Raw genomic sequence first — 19,981 nt, forward strand, 5'->3', positions numbered from 1 at the left:
CTTGTATCGTTTTGCTATAAATAATCCTATTGCTGTTTTAATGTTTTTTATTGCCTTAGTGATTTTTGGTACTTTTTCTATTTTTAGTATGCCCATTAATCTTTATCCAAAAGTAGATATTCCTTTGATTAAAATTACCACCACCGCCAATGGAGATTTAAAATTCATAGAATCTAAAATAACCAAAGAAATAGAAAATGCAATTTCAGATGTACAAGGGATAAAAAATATCAATTCTACAAGTTACAATAATTTTTCTATTTCAGTTATTGAATTTGAACTAGGTAAAAATTTAGAAGTAGCCGCAAATGATATTAGAGATAAACTTAACACTATCAATCTTCCAGCAAAACCGACCTTAGAAAAAATATCCCCTGATGCAGGATCTGTTGTATCGTTATTTTTAAGTTCTAGTGATAATTTTAAACTTATGCGAAAAATTGACAATGATATAAAGCCCTTTTTACAAAGAATTGCAGGTATTGGAACGATCAATGATATAGCCTTTTTAAAACCACAAGTTCAAATCAAACTCTTGCCCAATGCATTACAAAAATACCACATCAATGCACTTGATGTAGCCAAAATCATTCAAAGCCATAATTTTAAGCAATACTTAGGTGAGTTTGAAAATTCTAAAGATAATTTAACCATAAAAGGATATTTTGAAGCACAAAACTTAGAAGAGTTAAAAAATATACGCATTTTTAGTGGAATATTTTTAAAAGATATAGCAAATATTAGCTATGGCTTAGAAGATCAAAAACAACTTGCAATGCTTGATACAAAAGATGGTGTATTACTTGAGCTTAATAAAATTTCTGGTTATAACTCTTTAAAAGTTATAGAAAATATCAAAAATTCTTTAAAAACGCTACAAACAATAGCAGGTGATGATATAGAAATCAAAATAGTTTATGATAAAAGTCAAAATATTTTAAAACATATAAATCAAGTCATTTTTGATATGATTTTTGGTGTAGTTTTAACACTTTTAATAGTGTATGTATTTTTAAGAAATATTAGTGCGACTATTTTAGCTTTTATTGTTTTACCAACTTCAATTATTTCTAGTTTTTTTCTTATTAATCTTTTAGGTTATGATATTAATCGCTTAACCATCATAGCTTTAACTTTAAGTATAGGAATTTTTATAGATGATGCTATAGTTATCATTGAAAGTATAGCCAAAAAAGCAAAAACACTCCCTCCTTTACAAGCTTCTTTTGAAGGTATTAAAGAAATTGGCTTTAGTGTTTTAAGCATCAGTGCTGTTTTATTGTGTGTGTTTATACCTATTGCTTATATGAATTCAGTTCCTGGTTTATTTTTTAATGTATTAGCCACTAGCGTTGCTTCTGGTGTGATTATCAGTTATCTTGTAAGTGTGTTTTTAATCCCTACTTTAAGTGCTAGATTTTTAAACACTAATGAAAGTGAATTTTATAAAAAAAGTGAATTTTTATTTATAAAACTTGATCTTTTTTATGAAAATTTACTTTATAAAGTTTTGGCCAATAAAATTAAATTCATCATATCAACTATTATTATAATTATTTTATGCTTTTCCCTAGCTCCAAAAATAGGTTTGGATTTTCTACCTATAGAAGAAGATAGTGAAATACAAATTTTATTAGAAAGCAAAAACGACTTATCTTTAGAAGCCATGAAGACAAAAAGTTTAAAAGTATATGAAAATATAAAACAAGAGCCAAGTGTTGCTTATACATATTTGCTTATAGGATATAATGACGCAAAGGAAATTAAAAAAGCAAAAATTTATGTAAAATTAAAGCCTTTAAACGAAAGAAAATTCAGACAACCTAAACTTATTAGCCTTTTTCAAGAAAAATTAAACTCATATAAAGATTTAAAAATAAAAGTTTTAGAACTTCCTAAAATAGAGGGTGCAGGTATAGAAGATCCTGTACAAATTCAAATCCTAGGTGATGATTTAAAGCTAATAAAAGAAGCTATTGACAGAATGAAAGAAGTGTTTTTAAAACACGAAGGTTTTGTCGCTATAGATGATAATGAGGGAGATTTAAAAGAAGAAATAGCCATCACCATTAATAAAGAAAAGGCTGCAAAACTTGGTATCAATCCCCAAGAACTTGCCTATGTTTTAGCTTATTCTTTTGGAAATTTAAGCGTTGGAAGTATGGACTATAAAAATTTTAAAGATGAAATTATCCTTAGTTTTGATAAATCTTTTAAACAAAATCCAACAAGTCTTGAGCTAATCGAACTTAAAAATCAATACAATGAAAACATAAAGCTCTCTAGTATCGCTAATTTTTCTTATAAAAAAGATCTATCATTAATCAATAGACACAATAAAACCACAAGCATAAAACTCACTTCAAGTATAGAAAACATTTCTTTAGGTGATGTAAGAAATATTTTTGAATCAAATTTAGCTTATATTTTAGGAAATAACAATCTATCTTTTGCTTATTCTGGATTTTTAGACTTTTTAGATGATACTATTAGTGGGTTTTTATTTTCTATATCTTTAGGAATGATTTTAATTTATCTAATCCTTGCTTCTTTATACTCAAGCTTAATACTTCCTTTAATCATCATGATAAGTATGCCTTTAGCCTTTGGTGGAGCATGTTTTGGAATTTTTATCACGGGAAATCACTTTTCTTTATTTGTGCTTGTAGCTATTATTTTACTTTTTGGAATGGTAGGAAAAAATGCTATATTATTAGTAGATGTAGCTAATAAAAAATGCGATGAAGGTATGGAAATAGAAAAAGCACTAATTTATGCAGGAAAAAGTCGTTTAAGGGCTATTTTAATGACTACTTTTGCGATGATTTTTTCCATGCTTCCACTAGCACTTTCAAAAGGCTCTGGCTTTGAGGGAAATTCTCCTATGGCTGTTGCTATTATATTTGGTCTTATTAGCTCAACCTTACTTACACTTTTAGTAGTACCTGCTTTATTTAAATTTGTTTACAATCTAGATATAAAAATAAAAAAAATCTACCAAAGAGATAAAATTTAAATACTTTTTTAAACTCTCTTTTGCTTTAAACTTAAATTTATGGGGGGGGGGTATAATGCTTTCAGTTTAAAAATATTTTTATAATGGAGAAAATATGCAAAAGTTATCTAGAAGGGGTTTTATAAAACTTGCTACTGCTTCTGCCATAAGCACACCTTTAATTTTAAATGCTTCGCCAAATCAAACGCCTAAAATCAATTTTGATGAAATTTATGATGTTATAGTGGTTGGAAGTGGTATTAGTGGGCATATATGTGCAACTTATCTTGCAAAAAACAAGCTTAATGTTTTAATGATTGAAAAAATGGATAGAATTGGAGGTAACTCTGCTTTATCTCAGCAAGATTTTGCTGTAATGGGCTCTGATTTGCAAAAAAAGGAAAATATACAAGATAGTGTTGAGCTTTTCCTTAAAGATTTAAATAAAGTTGGACAAGGATATAACCATAAAGAGCAAAGTTTAAGATTAGCAAAACACTCTAATGAAGCTTATGAATTTGCCAAAAGTTGTGGTATAAAATATTCAGACAAACTCAAATTCTTAGGTGGTCATAGTGTACCAAGAACCATACAAACTATAGGTGGTGGTGGTCAAGCCATCCAAACAATACACCAAACCTTTTTAAAAGAAGGTGGAAAATTTAAAAAAGAAACCAAATGTGATGAAATTTTAAAAAATGAACAAGGTGAAGTAATAGGGATTAAAGTAAGAGAAAATTATCGTTTTAATCGAGAGTTAAAAAACGATGATAGAGAAAATACTTCAGGAAATGCAAAAACATATCAAGCAAGGCTAGCGGTTGTTTTTGCAACAGGAGGATTTAGCAAAGATGTGGAATATAGAAGCATTGCTAACCCTAGATTAAAACTTGCATATACTCCTTCAAATTTAGGCCAAACAGCTGGTGCTTTAAAAATCATGGCAAAAGCCGGAGGAAACCCTGTACAAACTGCTTTAAGTAGATTTTCTTTTGGTATTCCAACAGAAGATTTAATATATGGTATTATAGTAGATGATAGATCGCAAAGATTTTTAAACGAAGATGGTGATCGTCAAGTGCTTTCTAATAAAATTTTATCTCATATGGATACGATAAATACAACAAATTATCCTATTGTCATTTTTGACTCAAATGGTTTTGCAAATTCTCATGACCCAAGAAGAATGAATAGTTTTATAACTTCTAGCAAAATGCACAAATTTCAAACCTTAGAAGAATTATCAAAATATTTTGATTTAAATCTTGAAACTTTAAAACAAACCATAGCAAAATACGAAGAGGGTTTAAAAAATAACAAAGATGAATTTGGCAAAGACTTAAGTAAATCAAAAAATTCAGGTATCAACAAAGCTCCATTTTATGCCATGAAAGCTGCACCAAGCTTAAGCTATACACCTGGTGGAATTTTCATTGATACTAATATGAAAGTTTTATCTTTGCAAGATAACACCCCAATTCCTAATCTATATGCAATAGGAGAAGCTACAGGAGGAGTCCATGGAGCAAGTAGATTAACAAGTTGTTCCATACCTGATTGTATGACATCTGGATTATTGTGTGCAAAAAATATCATTAATGAGAAAAAGATATGAAAAAAATACTAAGTTTATTGACATTTTTTTTATGTTTTAATTTTTTATATGCTGATAATGTGGATTTAAATAAAACAATGAAGCCTCATCATAAAAGTGTTCAGATTAGTTGTAAGGATTGTCATGGAGCTATTCCAAAAGAAAAATTTAAACCCGTGCAGACTCAAACCTGTCTTAATTGCCATAAAAGTAAAGAATTTCTAGCACAAAGATTAGATTTTTTAGACAAAAAAAATCCTCACAATTCTATCCATGATGGGTTAAATTTAAATTGTTATTCATGTCATAACGAACACAAACCATCTTATAATATGTGCGAAGACTGCCATAATACTTCAAAATGGATGAGAGAGATAAAATAATGAAAAAAATGATATTTTTAATTTTATTTGGATTTATAATTGGGCTGGTTACGATTTTTTTTGGCCATAAAACCATTCAAGTTACAGGAGATTTACCGTTTTGTGGCGCTTGTCATGTAATGGAACCTATGGAAAAATCATATTTAAACGATGTTCATTCTGGTATTGGAAAAACTGGAGTTAAAGCAGCTTGTGTTGATTGTCATCTTCCTCATGATAATATTTTTAACTATCTATTAACCAAAGCTTACAATGGAACAAAAGAAGTTTTTATAACAACTATAGGAAAAGATAAAGATATTGATTGGCTAGAAAAACTCAACCGCAGAGAAAAATTTACCTATGATTCAGGTTGTTTAAATTGTCATTCAAATATAACAAACAACCTAGCATCTAATACCCAAAATGCTATGCATATGAAATATCTTGATTCTAATAATACTCTAAGTTGCGTAAGCTGCCATAAACAAGTTGGACACTCAGGTCTTAGAGGAGAATTGCATAAATTCGACCCTGAAAAATATCCACTATATAAATAAATACTAAAGAGTATCAAAACTATAAATTTTGATACTCTTTAGCAATTAATACTTTATCATTATCTACAATAATAGGTCTTTTTATCAGCGTTGGATTTTGTAAAATCATCACTTTAATTTCATCTTGGCCTAATTTTTGGAGTTTTTCTTTATTTAATCCTATTTTTCTAGCACTCATACCTGCTGTATTTACAAGCTCCAAAACGCTTCTTTTGCTAAGCCAAAAATTCAAAGTTTCTTCATCTATTTTTTTAATATCCAAAAACTCAAATTCAATCTGCTTAGAATTAAAATAATCCATAGCATTTTTAACACTATTGCAATTTTTGATACCATAAAATTTTAACATTTTCTTGCCTTTTTAACCAAGTCTACTATGATAAATGCTAATTCTAAAGCTTGATCAGCATTTAATCTTGGATCACATTGTGTTTCATAGCGTTTAGAAAGTTCTTCTTGAGTTATATTAAAAGAACCTCCTATACATTCGGTTACATTTTGTCCTGTCATCTCCAAATGCACCCCGCCAGGATACACTCCTTCGCTCATTGCAATCTCAAAAAACGAACGCACTTCTTGAATGATTTTATCAAATTCTCTTGTCTTGAAATTACCCGATTTAACCGTATTTGCATGCATAGGATCAATACTATAAAGTATATTAAAACCTTCATGTTTTAATTCTTTAAATAGTTTTGGTAAAGAATTTGCTATCTTATCACACCCCATACGAATGATAAAATTCAATCTTCCTGCTTCATTATGCGGATTTAAAATGTCTACCAACTTTTTAATCTCATCTAAATTATAATTAGCACTAATTTTTACACCCAAAGGATTTTTTACTCCGCTAAGAAAATGAACATGTGCTTCATCTGCATTTCTAGTGCGTTCACCTATCCAAAGCATATGAGCTGAACAATCATAAATTTCACCACTTAAACTATCTACTCTTGTTAGTGCTTCTTCATATGGCAAAAGCAAAGCTTCATGAGAAGTATAAAAGGCTGTTTGAGAAAGATTTGGCGTATCAGTGATACCACAAGCTTGCATAAAAGCTAAAGCTTGAGTGATTTTTTCACTAAGCTCGTCATATTTTTTACCAAGTTCTGCTTTTTTTAAAAATCCTAAATTCCACTTATGTACCACTCTTAAATCTGCCAAACCACCTCTAGAAAAAGCTCTTAATAAATTTAAAGTTGTAGCACTTTGATAATATGCTTCTAACATTCTTTTAGGATCAGCTATCCTTGATTTTTCATTAAATTCAAAACCATTAATAATATCCCCACGATAACTTGGAAGTTTTACTCCATCAGCTTCTTCAAAATCACTGCTTCTTGGTTTTGCAAATTGCCCTGCAACACGACCTACTTTAACAATAGGACAAGAACCTGCAAAAGTTAGCACTATAGCCATTTGAAGCATAATTTTAAACATATCTCTTATATTATCAGCTCCAAAATTTACAAAACTCTCTGCACAATCTCCTCCTTGAAGTAAAAATGCTTGAGAATTTGCAACACTAGCAAGAGATTTTTTTAATTTATCAACCTCACCAGCAAAAACAAGAGGTGGTAGTTTTTCTAATCTTTTAATAACTTCTTGCAGCTCATTTTCATCTGGATATTGTGGTTGCTGTTGAATTTTATAATTTCTCCAAGAATCTTTTGTCCATTTCATAAGTCTATTCCTTAAACTAAGTAAGTCTAAATTATACAAAACAAGACTTAAATTAAGATTTTAAAACACTTTCAACACGTCCGAAACTATCGTATTTATATAAAGTCAAACGCACTATAGAATCTTCTAGTGCTAAAAGATTATGGATTTCATGAGCTTTTAAACTTATACTATCTAGTGTTTTAAGTAGAATTTGTTGGTTTAAAACTCCAAAATCAATGGAGCCTTTTAATACTTGTATGGTAATATCAAAAGGTGCTTTATGATCTTTCATAAAGCTATCTTTTGACATAGCTATACAGATTTCTTTAGCATAAGCATTTTCTATTTTCTTAGATATATTTATACCATTTTGAATTTCTTGTTCCCAAGAAACTACTTTATACATTTGAGTTCTAAATTTCACTTTTATTTTTTAAGTTCTTTAATACGAGCAGCTTTACCTCTTCTATCTCTTAAGTAGAATAATCTAGCACGACGTACACGACCTCTTCTTAGTACTGTAATACTTTCTAAACTTTCACTATAAATAGGGAAAATCCTTTCAACACCTACATTGTTAGCGCCGATTTTACGCACGATGAAAGTTTCATCTACACCATTTCCTCTACGTGCTATACAAATGCCTTCGAAATTTTGGATTCTTGTTTTATCACCCTCTTTAATACGAATAGCAAGTCTTAAAGTATCTCCAGCACGAAATTCTGGAACATTTTTACCTTCAATTTGTTTTTGTTCAAATTGCTCAATGTATTTATTTTTCATAACGATATTCCTTAAAATTTGCGTTCATGCTTTTGATACAAATCAGGACGAAAATATTTCGTTTTGCAAGACGCCAAAGTAGTTTTTAAAGCTGTAATTTTAGCGTGGTTTCCCTTTAAAAACTCTGAAGGAACATTAAAAATTCTATTTTTTTTCTCAAAAATAAACGGTTTAGAAAAAGAAGGAGCTTCTAGCAAGTCATTTTCAAAACTTTCTTCACTCAAACTTTCACTATTTCCAAGTACACCTTTAATATTGCGACTTATAGCATCACACATTACCAAAGATGCCAGCTCTCCACCTGTAAGTATAAAATCACCTATAGAACAAACTTCATTAGCAAATTCTTCCACAATACGCTCATCCAAACCTTCATATCTACTACTAACAAAACAAATATGATCTTTTTTACTTAATCTTTTAGCATCAACTTGCTTAAAAGTCTTAGCACAAGGCAAAAGAAAAACAAAATGAACATTTTTATCTTGCTTTTTAATATGCATTAAGCAATCATACAAAGGCTGAGCCTGCAATAAAAGCCCTGCACCTCCTCCTATTTTATAATCATCTACTTTCAAATGTTTATTTATGGTGAAATCTCTAGGATTGACAAATGCAAATTCTAAAATATTTTTCTCTCTTGCTCTTGCTAAAATAGAAGTTTGAAAATAAGGTTTTAAAAGCTCTGGGAATAAACTTACAAAAGTATATTTCATGAATTTTCTAAAATATCTAAAGCAGATTGTGTAAATATTTTTTTATTTTCTATATCAATTTTTTGAATGTATTTATCAACATAGGGAATATAAAAGTTTTTAACCTTTGTTTGTAACCTATCATCGCATTTTATACAAAATAAAAACCCAACTCCATTTTCTAAAATGTCTTCAACTACGCCTAATTTTTGCTCATTTTCGAAAATCTCACATCCAATTATGTCAAAATAAAAATACTCATCTTTTTTTAATTTGCAAGTTTCTTTTGTAGCTTCAATAGTTTGAAAAAGAATAATATTAGTCAAGGTTTTAGCTGTTTCAACACTCTCAAAACCTTCAAACAAAACCAAAAATCTAGTTTTGTCAAAAGCTTTTATAGTATAAATTTTTTGATTTATATCAAAAAATTTGGCACCCACTTTAAATTGCTCATAAAAGTCACTTAGATTATGCAACTTTACATAACCTTTCAAACCAACACTTTTTCCAAGTCTAGCAACTTGGACTAAATTATTCTTCAATAGCTTTAACCGTTATACGATATGAAGTTACATCTTTAACTTTATAAGCCATAATAACTGTTTTTATAGCATTAATTAGTTTTCCATTTTTTCCAATCAACTTGCCTGTATCAGAAGAATCAACATAAATAGTAATCTCGGCAAAATTATTTTCCAAATTCTGCCTTTTTATATCAACTTTTTCAGGAAAGTCAACGATTAATTTTGCATATTCTCTTAAAAAATTTTCAACCATTTTATTTACTTGTTATAGCTATTACCCTATCACTTAATTTAGCACCTACACTTTTCCAATAAGCCAAACGTTCAGCATCAAATTTTACTACTTCAGGTTCAACCATAGGATTATAATAACCAATACTTTCTATCCAACTACCATCTCGTCTTTTTCTACTATCAGTTACAACTATACGATAAAATGGTCTCTTTTTACGTCCCATTTTTGTAAGTCTGATCACTGTCATTTTAATACTCCTAAAAAAATTAAAATTTTGTTATAGATATTATAGCTTATATATCCATAAAAAAGTTTTAATTATTGCGGTCTTTTAGATTGTTGCAACATATTCATAAAATTTTCCATCCCTTTTTTATTTGAAAATTTCTTTGCTAACTTAGCCGCATTAGCAAATTGTTTTAAAAAGCGATTGACTTCCATTTGAGATAAACCAGCACCTTCTGCAATACGACGTTTTCTTGCATTATTCAATAAATCAGGATTTTCTCTTTCTTTTAATGTCATTGAAGAAATCATCGCTTTAATATGAAGAATTTCTTTAGAATTATCTAAATCAATGTCTTTAATATTTGCTGCCATAGAAGACAAACCCGGTATCATTCCTATAATTGATTTCATGCTACCGAGTTTTTTAACACTTTCCATTTGATTTAAAAAATCATTAAAGTTAAATTCACCTTTTTTAATTTTTTTATTAAGCTTTTTAGCTTCTTTTTCATCAATAATTGCAGCAGTTTTTTCAGCTAATGTTGCTAAATCACCTTCACCCATAATACGATTAACAATCCTATCAGGGATAAATACCTCTAAATCAGCTACTTTCTCGCCTACACCTACAAACCTCAAAGGCACACCAATTTGCTTTGCTATACCTAAAGCAACACCACCTTTAGTATCTGCATCAAATTTACTTAAAATAACCCCAGTAATTTCTAAGGTTTCATTAAAACTACTAGCAGTTTTTACCCCATCTTGACCACTCATAGAATCAGCTACATAAAAAATTTCATCAGGATTTAAAATGGTTTTTACTTCTTTGAGTTCATTCATTAAAGCCGTATCAATAGCTAAACGACCTGCAGTATCTACAAGCAATACATCATACATGGAATTTTTTGCTTTTTCTAATGCTTGTTTAGCTACTTTTAAAGGATTGCTTTCATTTTCTATAAAAAATAAATCAAGTTCATTAGCTTGAGTAAGTTGTCTTAATTGCTCCACTGCAGCTAGTCTTTGCAAGTCGCATGCAGCAATTAGCACTTTTTTATTTCTTAGTTTTAAATAATTAGCAATTTTAACCGTGGTTGTAGTTTTACCACCACCTTGCAAACCACACATTAAAACAACCGTGGGTGGTTTACCAGCAAAAACAAAACCTTGGTTTTTGCCTTTAACACTAAGAATTTCTTCTAAATTTTTCTTAATTGAGTCTAAAAATTGTTTTTGCCCTATACCATTCGTTTTTACATCGTTTTCTACCAAAGTAAGTAATTCTTTAGTAACTTTATGATGTACATCTGCTTTTAAAAGGGATTTTTTTAAAGTGTCAAGAGCGTTTTTTAAAGCTTTTTCATCATCAATAAAACGAAGTTTATTAACCGCAGATTTAAATGATTCACTAACTATTTCAAACACTTTATTTTCCCTTTATTAAAATTTTAAAAAGCTAAATTATAAACCTTTTTAGCTTTAAACGCCTTTAAAAAATTAAATTTTTTATTTCAAAACCATAAACATTAAAACTATCATCAAGCAAGGCTTTAAATTGATAATCAAAAATATGCGTTTCATAAGAATGCAAAAACATTCTAGATGAACTTATTTTAGCATATTTTTCATCACCAATAATGCCATGTTTTATATGGTTTAAATGTACTCTGATTTGATGTGTCCTACCTGTTTTAATGATTGCTTTTATTAAGGTTTTTTTAGCATTTACCATTAAGGGTATAACTTGAGTATGAGCTTCTAAACCAAATTTATCAATTTTACTAAAAGCTCCGAATTTATTTTTTACAGTAGTTATTTTTTCACAAATTTCAAGTTCTTCAGCAATCACTCCATCAACAATAGCTAAATAACTTTTATAAACATTTTGTTTTTTGTATTCTTGAATACATTTTAGCCTAAATTCCTCATCTTTGCTTAAAAGTAAAACTCCACTTGTTTCTTTATCTAACCTATTGATTAATTTGGCATGAAAAATATTTTCTAAATTCTCGCTGACTTCTCCACAAGGTTTATCCAAAGCTATGATTTTATCATCTTCGAAAAGCACTTTTGCTTTTTTGATTTTCTGTACGACAAATTTTGTTTTAGAACTCATTAAAGCCCTAGCTATAACAATCTTTTTTCCCATAGCAAAAACACAGCCTTTATCGATTAGATCTTTTGCTGTATTATTAGAAATTTTTTCTTGCATTGCAAGTAATTTATAAGCTTTTTCTTGCATCTAAACCTTCTTCAATGCTTATTATAATCTCGCTCAAATCACCTTGTTTTTTGAGTTTTGATTGGACTAATTTTTGTTTTAAATATATGTTAATATCTTTAATACTTTCGCAAATATATAAATTTTCCACTTCTTGGTATAAACTTTCTTGATTAAAATAATACTTTCCAGAAATAATAACATTGTTCCATCTAGCTGCTTCTATAGGATTATGCCCACCTATATCATCGATAAAAGAACCACATAAGAAAACAATATCACCAATTTTATAAAAATTTTCAAGTTCGCCCAAAACATTTAATAACAAACATTTTGAAATAAAAGCTTTTTCAAATTCGTTTTTATCTAAATTTAAATCCGTGAATTTTTGCATATCATAACGATTTTCTTCACAATAATTTTTTAAAATTTCTTCAACTTTTTTAAAGCGTTCTGGATGTCTTGGAGCAATAATCAATCTATCATTTTCTTCTAATTTAATCACATCAAGTAACAATTGTTCTTCATTTTCATGTGTACTGGCAAATATAATAACCCTAGCTTTAGGTTTTGAATAATTTTTCAGCTGTTTTTGTTGCTCTATATTTGCTTTAATATTTTTATACACTATAACATTTCTAGCTCCTAAACACTCTAATCTTTCTTTGTCTTTTTGACTTTGTGCAAACACAGTATCAATATATTTAAAAAGAAAGCGATAAAAAAATTTAAAACGCTTGTAATTTTTTAAGGATTTATTGCTAATTCTAGCATTAAGCAAAATTACTTTAGCATTATAAAATTTAGCCATAAAAATTAGCATAAGCCAAAGTTCTGCTTCAAATATAACTAAGACTTTACAAGGACTCATCCAAAAAGGTATAAAAATTTCAAATGGTAAGAAATTAACTTTTTTAGTATAATTTAATGCTTCATTATAACCTGTTTGAGTTATAGTTGAAATTTTACAATTTGAAAAATATGTTATCAAAGGAACAATACTTTTGATTTCCCCAAAAGAACAAGCATGAAAATATATATTACCATAAGCTTGTTTTAAGTTTTTATAAAGAAAAAATCTAGACTTTAAAGACAATTTATATTTTTCATTATAAAAACTTAAAACCAATAAAAAAGGAGCTGTGATTAAATATGCTATCACAGCGAAAACATAATAAAAAAAAATCAATTTTGATTTTCTTCTCTTTCTCTATATAGAATCCTTCCACAATGTGGACAAGTAATAATTTCATCACCTTTTAAAACCGCCAAATATGTTTTATCATAAATCCTCATAAAACAACCATAGCAAGCATGTTTTTTTACCGGAACTACTGCACTATTTCCAGCCCATTTTCTAATTTTTTCATAAAAAGTTAAAACTTTTTGATTTATTTCACTTACTAATTTTACTTTTTTATCGTAAACCTCTAATCTTTCTTTTTCAATATCTACCAATACAACTTTGGTTTGTGCGTCTATCTGATCCACTTCATTTTCAAGTTCAATTCTTTTAGTTTGCAATTCTTGTTTAAATTTCTCTTTATTTTCTAATATTTTATCTAATCTTTCTATTTCCTCATTAGCAGCATCAAGTTGTTCTTTAGCTATATCTTCTTCAATTTTCAAAGCATTTGCTTCTTTTTCGGTTTTTACAGCAGCACTTTTTTTTGCCAACTCTTTTATTTTTATCCCAAATTCAGCAATATGAGTATTATTTTGATTTTTTTGATTTTCCAAGTCTTTTATGTCTTTATCAAAAGCATTAATCTCTTCTTCTGTTTTATCAAGCAAAACTCTTTTGTCTTTTAGATCTTTAGTCGCATTATCCACTCTAAGAGTAAAACCATCTAACTCTTTATCTATTTGAGATAAAACTATAAGTTGTTCTAAATATTTATTCATTGAAAAATTCCTTAAAAATATTGAAATGGATTTTTTGAAACTGATATTATAACTTCTAAATGAAAATTTTGCAAATATTTTGCTAAAATTTCACCAAAATATAATTCACTTTCATAATGACCTATATCTATTAAACTAAGTTTATTATAATAGCTTTCTAAGGCTTGATGATATTTAAAATCTCCACTTAAAAAGCAATCAGCTTTTACACTAGAAATCAAATCCCCTCCACTTCCTGTGCAAATTGCCAAAGAATTTATTTTTTCATAATGAGCATCTACCACTCTAATATAATCAAGATTTAAAGTATGTTTCACATGTGATATTAAATCATTAAAGCTAAGATTAACATCACAATAAATTAAAAAATCTTTTTGTTCCTTAATCTTAAAACCCAAAATATCACTTACAAAATAAGCGTTTAAGTGACTTAAATCGAAATTTGTATGCATAGCAATTAAAGCTATATCTTTTTGAATCATTTTAGTAAGAAGTTTTTGCGGATAAAACTCTCCGTTTAAATTTTTTAAACCTTTAAAAATCAAAGGATGGTGTACTATAAAAAGTGAATTTTTACTAGCATTTTCAATTAAATTTATATCTACATCAAGAGCAATATAAATTTTTTCTATTTCTTGATTAAAATCTCCTAATAATAATCCACTATTATCCCATGAACTTTGTGTTTCAAATGGACTAATAGTGTTTAAGTAATCATATATTTCTTTAATTTTCATCTAAACTTTCTTTATAAACTAAAGCACAATTTTTAGATAACTCTCTAATTTTAAGCATAAAATCTTGTCTTTGAGTTACAGAAATAGCACCTCTTGCATCAAGCAAATTAAAAGTATGAGCTGCCAACATACAATAATCATAAGCTGGCAAAGCAAGTTTTGCTTCCAATGCATTTTTACATTCATTGTAAGCATTCTCAAATTGAATATTTAAGGTTTTCACATTACTAATTTCGAAATTATATTTACTAAATTCAAATTCAGTTTGTTTATGAACATCTTTATAAGTAATTTTTCCACCATTAAATTCGTTCCAAATAATATCATATACATTATCTACATTTTGTAAATACATAGCAAGTCTTTCTAAACCATAAGTAATTTCGGCACTGACTAAATCCACACTTATACCACCAACTTGTTGAAAATAAGTAAATTGTGTTACCTCCATTCCATCAAGCCAAACTTCCCAACCTAGACCCCAAGCACCTAAACTCGGACTTTCCCAATTATCTTCAACAAAACGAATATCATGTGATTTTAAATCAAATCCTAAATTTTCCAAACTTTTTAAATATAACTCTTGAATATTATCAGGGCTTGGTTTAATTAGTACTTGAAATTGATAATATGCACCTAACCTATTAGGGTTTTCACCATATCTACCATCAGTTGGTCTTCTACTTGGAGCTACATAAGCAGTAGCCCATGGTTTTTTTCCTAAACTTCTTAAAAAAGTAGCCGGATGAAAAGTACCTGCTCCAGCTGGAAAATCATATGGTTGCATAATAGCACAACCTTGTTTTTGCCAAAATTCTTGTAAATTTAATATCATTTGAGAAAAAGTCATCATTTTTCTTCCTTTAATTCTTCTGGCTTTTCTTCATTATTTGCATAAAGTTCTACAGTTTTATTCCACATCATTTTATACTTTCTCTTTAAAAATTCGACTTCATTTCGAGCATATTTGAGTTGCTCATTAAGATTTTCTATAGTTTTTCTATCTTCATCGTATAGTTCTTGCATGGAATACAAAGCATCTTTTAAAAATTTATTCTCGCCTTTTAGAGCTTCTAATGTTTCATCTTTAGCATCAAGTACTTTTTCATGTAAATTTAAAATAGTTCCTATAGTTTTTTCTACAAAACTTTCTCCTGCTAAAGTCATAGAATTTACCATTGCCGGCTGTTTTGAACTCATAGGAACAACACTAAAAGTGCCTTGATTGGCCTCTATGTAAATTTTATCCTCTTCTTCTTTAAAATTTAAAGCTCCATTAGCCATCATTCCTTTTACAACATCTTCGGATAAATGTACTAATTGACAAAATTCCTTTAACTCTAAATAAGTTTGCATATGCACTCCTTAAAGAAAAACTTCGATTGTGCTAGAATCTTGAATTAATTTTTCTTGCTGTTTTTTTCTATCTTCTAGTAATTTTTGAGCTAAACTCTCATCTTCAATAGCCAAAATTTGAATGGCCAGATAAGCTGCATTTACAGCTCCTGCCTTACCTATAGCCAAAGTTGCAACAGGAATTCCACTTGGCATTTGTACTGTAGAAAACAATGAATCCATACTAGATAAACTGCTTCCTGGCATAGGTATGCCCAATACAGGCTTTGTAGTGTGTGCTGCCACAACTCCTGCTAAATGTGCTGCCATACCAGCTGCAGCTATAAAAACTTTAGCACCCTTATCTTCAGCTTCTTTTATATACTCTTGAGTTCTTTTAGGGCTTCTATGAGCTGAAGTTACTAAAATTTCATATTTTACTCCAAATTGTTCAAAAACTCCCAAAGCCTCTTTCACAACATCATAATCACTTTTGCTACCCATTAATATAGATACAAATTTCACTCAACACTCCTTCTTAAAAAGCTAAATTCTGGAAGCTTAAATGGCAAAATAATTTCATTTTCATTACCACTATGAATTTCATTAAATTCTTTATTATTTTTTGCTAATAATTGTTTAAAAACTATAAAATTTTTTCCATCTTTTTGATAAGTTAAACCTAATTTATTTTCCCCTAATTCTATATGAGAATTTACTGGCGTTAAAATTTCATATTCTTTGTTTAATTGTATTTTACCTTTGCATTTAAAAAATTCACCATCTTCGCTTATTGCATGTACTTGATGAGTTCCCTCTTCTATGCTTGTATTATAGTTAATAGAATCATTTTTTTCATAAGCTCTTGAAACTAAATATCCATCTGTAAAACCTCGATTTTTTAAAGTATGAATTTCTTTTTCGTACTTAGTAGCATCAAAAGCGTCGTTTAATACGTCATTCACTGCCATCTTATAAGTTCTTGTAGTTAATGCTACATAATATTCACTTTTAGTTCTTCCTTCTATTTTAAAAGCGTGAATACAATTTTCTTGCATAATTTTTTGAATATAAGAACTTAAATTTAAATCTTTAGAATTAAATACATGGGTTCCATTTTCATTCTCTTCTAATCTAAAAAGAGTATTAGTTTCTGGATTTTTAGCATAGAGTTCATAATTAAATCTACAGTCATTTGCACATGATCCACGATTGCTCATACGACCACTTTGCACTGAACTTATCAAACACCTTCCAGAATATGCAAAACACATAGAACCATGAACAAAACTTTCAAGTTCTATATCACAATTATTTTTTATATCTTTGGCATCTTTTAAACCTAATTCTCTTGCTATAACGACACGCTTTGCACCCATATCCTTATAAACTTGAGCATCTAAATAATTTAAAATATTAGCTTGGGTTGATACATGAAGATTGACTTCAGGTGCTAACTCTCTTACTAAGCGCATAACACCAACAGAAGCTACTATAAAAGCATTTGGTTTCATTTCTTTTAGTTTTAAAATATGTTTTTTTAAATTTTCTATTTGGGAGCTAAAATGAAAACCATTAATTGTCACATAAATTTTCTTACCCTTTGCATGAGTATAATCAACAGCTTCCTGAAAAGTTTCATAATTAAAATCTCTAGCAGTTCTTGCTCTTAGTGAAAAATTGCTTACTCCGGCATAAATAGCATCAGCTCCATATGCTAGTGCTATCTTTAATTTTATAAAATTGCCTGCAGGTGCAACTATTTCAGGAATAATCATTTTTTTCCTAAACTAGCAATTAAAGCCTCAATGTCATCATTACTTACAACATCTGCAGTCGTATCACCCTCAATATGTACAGCAGAACCAACACGTTTTTCATCATCAATTTTACCCTCAAACAAGCTACTCATATATCTACTTAAAGCTCTCATTACATTGATAACACGCTCAATTTTTTGACGATGTATATCTTGATATTGCATTGCATCCATTGCCATCATAACCTCATCTTGACCAGTTTGCAAACAACCTGTAATATCATCTATAATATTTTTAGCATTATTATTAACCTCAATAGCTTCCTTAAAACTTTTTACATTAGGAAATTTTAAATTTAATTTTTCAAAAATCTCAATATTTTTATTTAACGCATCACTAATAACACAAAGCTCATTTTCAGAATTTGCAAAAAAATCATTGATAGATTCTAATTTTTCCATCATTTCTGTTGCTTTAATCTCACTATCCCTTGTTACATCATCAAGTTGATGTACAACTTTATGTTCTTTGCTAGGTGGTGGTGGTGGCCAAGCCATATCAGCTCTTGCCTTATAATCTCCGTTAATCATGCCATTAACAATTTGCTTATTTCTTTCTTCATCTTCATAGTCTGTTTCGGGTTTTACTTCGGTCTCTTCTGCACCATCAAGATCTAAATCTTCAGTACTATTCATCAAAGCATCTAATTCTTCTTGAGTCATTGTTACACCTTTTTAATTATAAAAACTAATTGAAGATTATATTACAAAAAAATATAATTCAAAATTAATTTTATAAAATAAATTGCGTTTTTTATATAAAAATATATTTTTATATTTGATTATAAAAAATATATTAATTTAAACTTAATTTAAAAAAAATATAATACAATCATAAATATGTAAAATATTTTGGTTTAATTAAAGGAAAATAAAATGGGTAAATTTGTAAATAGTGTAGATGAATTTTTTAGCTATACTCAAGAGCATGAAGTAATGTTTGTTGATTTTAGATTTACTGATATGATAGGCACTTGGCATCACATCACTTATAATATAAAGGCAATTGACAACAAAACATTTGAAAATGGAATTCCTTTTGATGCAAGTTCTTTACATGGATGGCAACCTATAGAGAAATCAGATATGATTTTAAAACCTGATGTTGAAAGTGCTTTTTTGGATCCTTTTACAGCTGATCCTACTATAATAGTAATTTGCGATGTTTATGATATTTATAAAGAACAAATGTATGAAAAATGTCCAAGAAGTATTGCAAAAAAAGCTATGGAATATTTAGCTAAAAGCAATATAGCAGACACTGCTTATTTTGGTCCTGAAAACGAATTTTTTATCTTTGATAATGTAAAGATAGTTGATTCATCAAATTGTTCTAAATATGAAGTAGATACAGAAGAAGGTGAATGGAATGATGATAAAGATTTTTTAGATAGTTATAATAGTGGTCATCGTCCTAGAAATAAAGGTGGATATTTTCCTGTAAGTCCTATTGATTCTAGTGTGGATATTAGAGCTGAAATGGTACAAGTTTTAGAAAGAGTCGGTTTAAAAACTTTTGTTCATCATCACGAAGTAGCACAAGGTCAAGCTGAAATTGGAGTTGAATTTGGAAATTTGGTTGAAGCGGCTGATAATGTTCAAATTTATAAATATGTAGTAAAAATGGTAGCTCACTTAAATGGTAAAACAGCAACCTTTATGCCAAAACCACTCTATGGAGACAATGGAAGTGGTATGCATGTACATATGAGTCTTTGGAAAGATGGGGTTAATTTATTTTATGATAAAGAAGGCTATGGAAAACTAAGCGAATGCGCAATTAATTATATCGGAGGAATTTTAGGAAACGCTAGAAGTGTAGCTGCTTTTACCAATCCGAGTTCAAATTCTTACAAAAGAATAGTTCCAGGTTTTGAAGCACCTTGTATATTGACTTATTCTTGTCAAAATCGCTCCGCAAGTTGTCGTGTACCTTATGGTATTAATGAAAAAAGTGCAAGAGTTGAAATAAGATTTCCTGATAGTACTTCTAATCCATATTTAGCTTTTGTAAGTTTATTAATGGCAGGGCTTGATGGTGTTAAGAATAAAACAAAACCTGTAGGTCCAATGGATGAAAATTTATTTGCCCTAACTTTAGATGAAATTAGAGAGAAAGGTATAGAACAATTACCTCATACCTTAAGAGGATCTTTAGAAGCACTTATTAGAAAAAATACTTTCTTAAAACCTGTAATGAGCGATGTATTTATTGATGATTATCAACATATGAAATTTGAAACTCAAGTTTGGCCTGTAGAAGCTAGACCGACTGCATATGAGTTTAAAACTTGCTATTCTTGCTAATTTTTGATGCCTA

General features: G+C 28.9%; 23 protein-coding genes. 5 read left to right on the plus strand and 18 right to left on the minus strand.

What is annotated here, in order from left to right:
• Position 1: 1 nt before the first annotated feature.
• The 4 genes from CAQ16704_RS04895 to CAQ16704_RS04910 all read left to right on the plus strand — a co-directional run bounded on the left by CAQ16704_RS04895 (position 2) and on the right by CAQ16704_RS04910 (position 5,511).
• Complete coding sequence (locus CAQ16704_RS04895) at positions 2 to 3,016, plus strand: efflux RND transporter permease subunit (RefSeq protein ID WP_039667141.1); 3,015 nt, start codon at positions 2 to 4, stop codon at positions 3,014 to 3,016.
• Positions 3,017 to 3,110: 94 nt separating this feature from the next.
• On the plus strand, positions 3,111 to 4,610 hold the full coding sequence (locus CAQ16704_RS04900) for an FAD-dependent oxidoreductase (RefSeq protein WP_039667142.1): 1,500 nt from the start codon (positions 3,111 to 3,113) through the stop codon (positions 4,608 to 4,610).
• The gene (locus tag CAQ16704_RS04905) at positions 4,607 to 4,972 is read left to right on the plus strand and encodes a flavocytochrome c, heme subunit (protein ID WP_052245007.1); all 366 of its coding nucleotides are present in this window, start codon (positions 4,607 to 4,609) and stop codon (positions 4,970 to 4,972) included. Before CAQ16704_RS04900 ends, CAQ16704_RS04905 begins: the two co-directional genes overlap by 4 nt.
• On the plus strand, positions 4,972 to 5,511 hold the full coding sequence (locus CAQ16704_RS04910) for a NapC/NirT cytochrome C domain-containing protein (RefSeq protein WP_052245008.1): 540 nt from the start codon (positions 4,972 to 4,974) through the stop codon (positions 5,509 to 5,511). Before CAQ16704_RS04905 ends, CAQ16704_RS04910 begins: the two co-directional genes overlap by 1 nt.
• Before the next feature lie 19 nt (positions 5,512 to 5,530).
• Here CAQ16704_RS04910 and CAQ16704_RS04915 read toward each other — a convergent pair whose 3' ends face one another.
• From CAQ16704_RS04915 to CAQ16704_RS05000, 18 genes are all read right to left on the minus strand, one after another.
• Positions 5,531 to 5,860, minus strand: coding sequence for an ArsC/Spx/MgsR family protein (locus tag CAQ16704_RS04915; RefSeq protein WP_039667143.1), 330 nt, complete (start codon positions 5,858 to 5,860; stop codon positions 5,531 to 5,533).
• The gene (locus tag CAQ16704_RS04920; RefSeq protein WP_039667144.1) at positions 5,854 to 7,194 is read right to left on the minus strand and encodes a class II 3-deoxy-7-phosphoheptulonate synthase; all 1,341 of its coding nucleotides are present in this window, start codon (positions 7,192 to 7,194) and stop codon (positions 5,854 to 5,856) included. Before CAQ16704_RS04920 ends, CAQ16704_RS04915 begins: the two co-directional genes overlap by 7 nt.
• A 52-nt stretch (positions 7,195 to 7,246) precedes the next feature.
• Positions 7,247 to 7,600 carry a hypothetical protein gene (locus CAQ16704_RS04925; protein ID WP_052245009.1) on the minus strand — a complete coding sequence of 118 codons (354 nt, stop codon included), beginning with the start codon at positions 7,598 to 7,600 and terminating at the stop codon, positions 7,247 to 7,249.
• A gap of 2 nt (positions 7,601 to 7,602) precedes the next feature.
• On the minus strand, positions 7,603 to 7,959 hold the full coding sequence (gene rplS / locus CAQ16704_RS04930) for a 50S ribosomal protein L19 (protein WP_012661698.1): 357 nt from the start codon (positions 7,957 to 7,959) through the stop codon (positions 7,603 to 7,605).
• An 11-nt stretch (positions 7,960 to 7,970) separates the two neighbouring features.
• On the minus strand, positions 7,971 to 8,675 hold the full coding sequence (gene trmD / locus CAQ16704_RS04935; protein ID WP_039667145.1) for a tRNA (guanosine(37)-N1)-methyltransferase TrmD: 705 nt from the start codon (positions 8,673 to 8,675) through the stop codon (positions 7,971 to 7,973).
• Positions 8,672 to 9,196 (minus strand): ribosome maturation factor RimM, encoded by a 525-nt coding sequence (gene rimM, locus CAQ16704_RS04940; protein WP_039667146.1) that lies wholly within the window; start codon positions 9,194 to 9,196, stop codon positions 8,672 to 8,674. Before rimM ends, trmD begins: the two co-directional genes overlap by 4 nt.
• A complete protein-coding gene (locus CAQ16704_RS04945) occupies positions 9,186 to 9,431 on the minus strand; it encodes a KH domain-containing protein (protein WP_039667147.1) in 246 nt (81 codons plus the stop codon). The genes rimM and CAQ16704_RS04945 overlap by 11 nt, the downstream gene beginning before the upstream one ends.
• A 1-nt stretch (position 9,432) precedes the next feature.
• Positions 9,433 to 9,660, minus strand: coding sequence for a 30S ribosomal protein S16 (rpsP, locus tag CAQ16704_RS04950; RefSeq protein ID WP_039667148.1), 228 nt, complete (start codon positions 9,658 to 9,660; stop codon positions 9,433 to 9,435).
• Positions 9,661 to 9,731: 71 nt separating this feature from the next.
• A complete protein-coding gene (ffh, locus tag CAQ16704_RS04955) occupies positions 9,732 to 11,069 on the minus strand; it encodes a signal recognition particle protein (RefSeq protein ID WP_039667149.1) in 1,338 nt (445 codons plus the stop codon).
• Between the two features lie 64 nt (positions 11,070 to 11,133).
• Entirely contained in the window at positions 11,134 to 11,886 is a 753-nt protein-coding gene (locus CAQ16704_RS04960; RefSeq protein ID WP_039667150.1) for a 23S RNA-specific pseudouridylate synthase, read from the minus strand.
• A complete protein-coding gene (gene waaA, locus CAQ16704_RS04965; protein WP_039667151.1) occupies positions 11,867 to 13,054 on the minus strand; it encodes a lipid IV(A) 3-deoxy-D-manno-octulosonic acid transferase in 1,188 nt (395 codons plus the stop codon). The genes CAQ16704_RS04960 and waaA overlap by 20 nt, the downstream gene beginning before the upstream one ends.
• Positions 13,051 to 13,770 carry a zinc ribbon domain-containing protein gene (locus CAQ16704_RS04970; protein WP_039667152.1) on the minus strand — a complete coding sequence of 240 codons (720 nt, stop codon included), beginning with the start codon at positions 13,768 to 13,770 and terminating at the stop codon, positions 13,051 to 13,053. The genes waaA and CAQ16704_RS04970 overlap by 4 nt, the downstream gene beginning before the upstream one ends.
• Before the next feature lie 11 nt (positions 13,771 to 13,781).
• Positions 13,782 to 14,507, minus strand: coding sequence for a Nif3-like dinuclear metal center hexameric protein (locus CAQ16704_RS04975; RefSeq protein WP_039667153.1), 726 nt, complete (start codon positions 14,505 to 14,507; stop codon positions 13,782 to 13,784).
• Entirely contained in the window at positions 14,497 to 15,357 is an 861-nt protein-coding gene (glyQ, locus tag CAQ16704_RS04980; protein WP_039667739.1) for a glycine--tRNA ligase subunit alpha, read from the minus strand. Before glyQ ends, CAQ16704_RS04975 begins: the two co-directional genes overlap by 11 nt.
• The gene (locus CAQ16704_RS04985; protein ID WP_039667154.1) at positions 15,357 to 15,863 is read right to left on the minus strand and encodes a DUF3972 domain-containing protein; all 507 of its coding nucleotides are present in this window, start codon (positions 15,861 to 15,863) and stop codon (positions 15,357 to 15,359) included. Before CAQ16704_RS04985 ends, glyQ begins: the two co-directional genes overlap by 1 nt.
• Positions 15,864 to 15,872: 9 nt before the next feature.
• The gene (gene purE, locus CAQ16704_RS04990) at positions 15,873 to 16,367 is read right to left on the minus strand and encodes a 5-(carboxyamino)imidazole ribonucleotide mutase (protein ID WP_039667155.1); all 495 of its coding nucleotides are present in this window, start codon (positions 16,365 to 16,367) and stop codon (positions 15,873 to 15,875) included.
• Complete coding sequence (locus CAQ16704_RS04995; RefSeq protein ID WP_039667156.1) at positions 16,364 to 17,620, minus strand: peptidase U32 family protein; 1,257 nt, start codon at positions 17,618 to 17,620, stop codon at positions 16,364 to 16,366. The genes purE and CAQ16704_RS04995 overlap by 4 nt, the downstream gene beginning before the upstream one ends.
• Positions 17,617 to 18,324 carry a hypothetical protein gene (locus CAQ16704_RS05000; RefSeq protein WP_039667157.1) on the minus strand — a complete coding sequence of 236 codons (708 nt, stop codon included), beginning with the start codon at positions 18,322 to 18,324 and terminating at the stop codon, positions 17,617 to 17,619. Before CAQ16704_RS05000 ends, CAQ16704_RS04995 begins: the two co-directional genes overlap by 4 nt.
• A 213-nt stretch (positions 18,325 to 18,537) precedes the next feature.
• Here CAQ16704_RS05000 and glnA point away from each other — a divergent pair, with 213 nt between their 5' ends.
• A complete protein-coding gene (glnA, locus tag CAQ16704_RS05005) occupies positions 18,538 to 19,968 on the plus strand; it encodes a type I glutamate--ammonia ligase (RefSeq protein ID WP_039667158.1) in 1,431 nt (476 codons plus the stop codon).
• The last annotated feature ends 13 nt before the right edge of the window (positions 19,969 to 19,981 follow it).

It is taken from the genome of Campylobacter sp. RM16704 (assembly GCF_000816245.1).
In the GTDB taxonomy this organism is placed as follows: domain Bacteria; phylum Campylobacterota; class Campylobacteria; order Campylobacterales; family Campylobacteraceae; genus Campylobacter_D.

Coding starts and splice junctions, on each gene's coding strand:
- glnA (WP_039667158.1), top strand. CDS start 18,538: ATGGGTAAATTTGTAAATAGTGTAGATGAATTTTTTAGCTATACTCAA.
- CAQ16704_RS04900 (WP_039667142.1), top strand. CDS start 3,111: ATGCAAAAGTTATCTAGAAGGGGTTTTATAAAACTTGCTACTGCTTCT.
- CAQ16704_RS05000 (WP_039667157.1), bottom strand. CDS start 18,324: ATGACTCAAGAAGAATTAGATGCTTTGATGAATAGTACTGAAGATTTA.
- CAQ16704_RS04910 (WP_052245008.1), top strand. CDS start 4,972: ATGAAAAAAATGATATTTTTAATTTTATTTGGATTTATAATTGGGCTG.
- CAQ16704_RS04970 (WP_039667152.1), bottom strand. CDS start 13,770: ATGAATAAATATTTAGAACAACTTATAGTTTTATCTCAAATAGATAAA.
- CAQ16704_RS04905 (WP_052245007.1), top strand. CDS start 4,607: ATGAAAAAAATACTAAGTTTATTGACATTTTTTTTATGTTTTAATTTT.
- rpsP (WP_039667148.1), bottom strand. CDS start 9,660: ATGACAGTGATCAGACTTACAAAAATGGGACGTAAAAAGAGACCATTT.
- CAQ16704_RS04915 (WP_039667143.1), bottom strand. CDS start 5,860: ATGTTAAAATTTTATGGTATCAAAAATTGCAATAGTGTTAAAAATGCT.
- CAQ16704_RS04995 (WP_039667156.1), bottom strand. CDS start 17,620: ATGATTATTCCTGAAATAGTTGCACCTGCAGGCAATTTTATAAAATTA.
- rplS (WP_012661698.1), bottom strand. CDS start 7,959: ATGAAAAATAAATACATTGAGCAATTTGAACAAAAACAAATTGAAGGT.
- trmD (WP_039667145.1), bottom strand. CDS start 8,675: ATGAAATATACTTTTGTAAGTTTATTCCCAGAGCTTTTAAAACCTTAT.
- CAQ16704_RS04985 (WP_039667154.1), bottom strand. CDS start 15,863: ATGCAAACTTATTTAGAGTTAAAGGAATTTTGTCAATTAGTACATTTA.
- glyQ (WP_039667739.1), bottom strand. CDS start 15,357: ATGACTTTTTCTCAAATGATATTAAATTTACAAGAATTTTGGCAAAAA.
- CAQ16704_RS04960 (WP_039667150.1), bottom strand. CDS start 11,886: ATGCAAGAAAAAGCTTATAAATTACTTGCAATGCAAGAAAAAATTTCT.
- CAQ16704_RS04975 (WP_039667153.1), bottom strand. CDS start 14,507: ATGAAAATTAAAGAAATATATGATTACTTAAACACTATTAGTCCATTT.
- CAQ16704_RS04945 (WP_039667147.1), bottom strand. CDS start 9,431: ATGGTTGAAAATTTTTTAAGAGAATATGCAAAATTAATCGTTGACTTT.
- CAQ16704_RS04920 (WP_039667144.1), bottom strand. CDS start 7,194: ATGAAATGGACAAAAGATTCTTGGAGAAATTATAAAATTCAACAGCAA.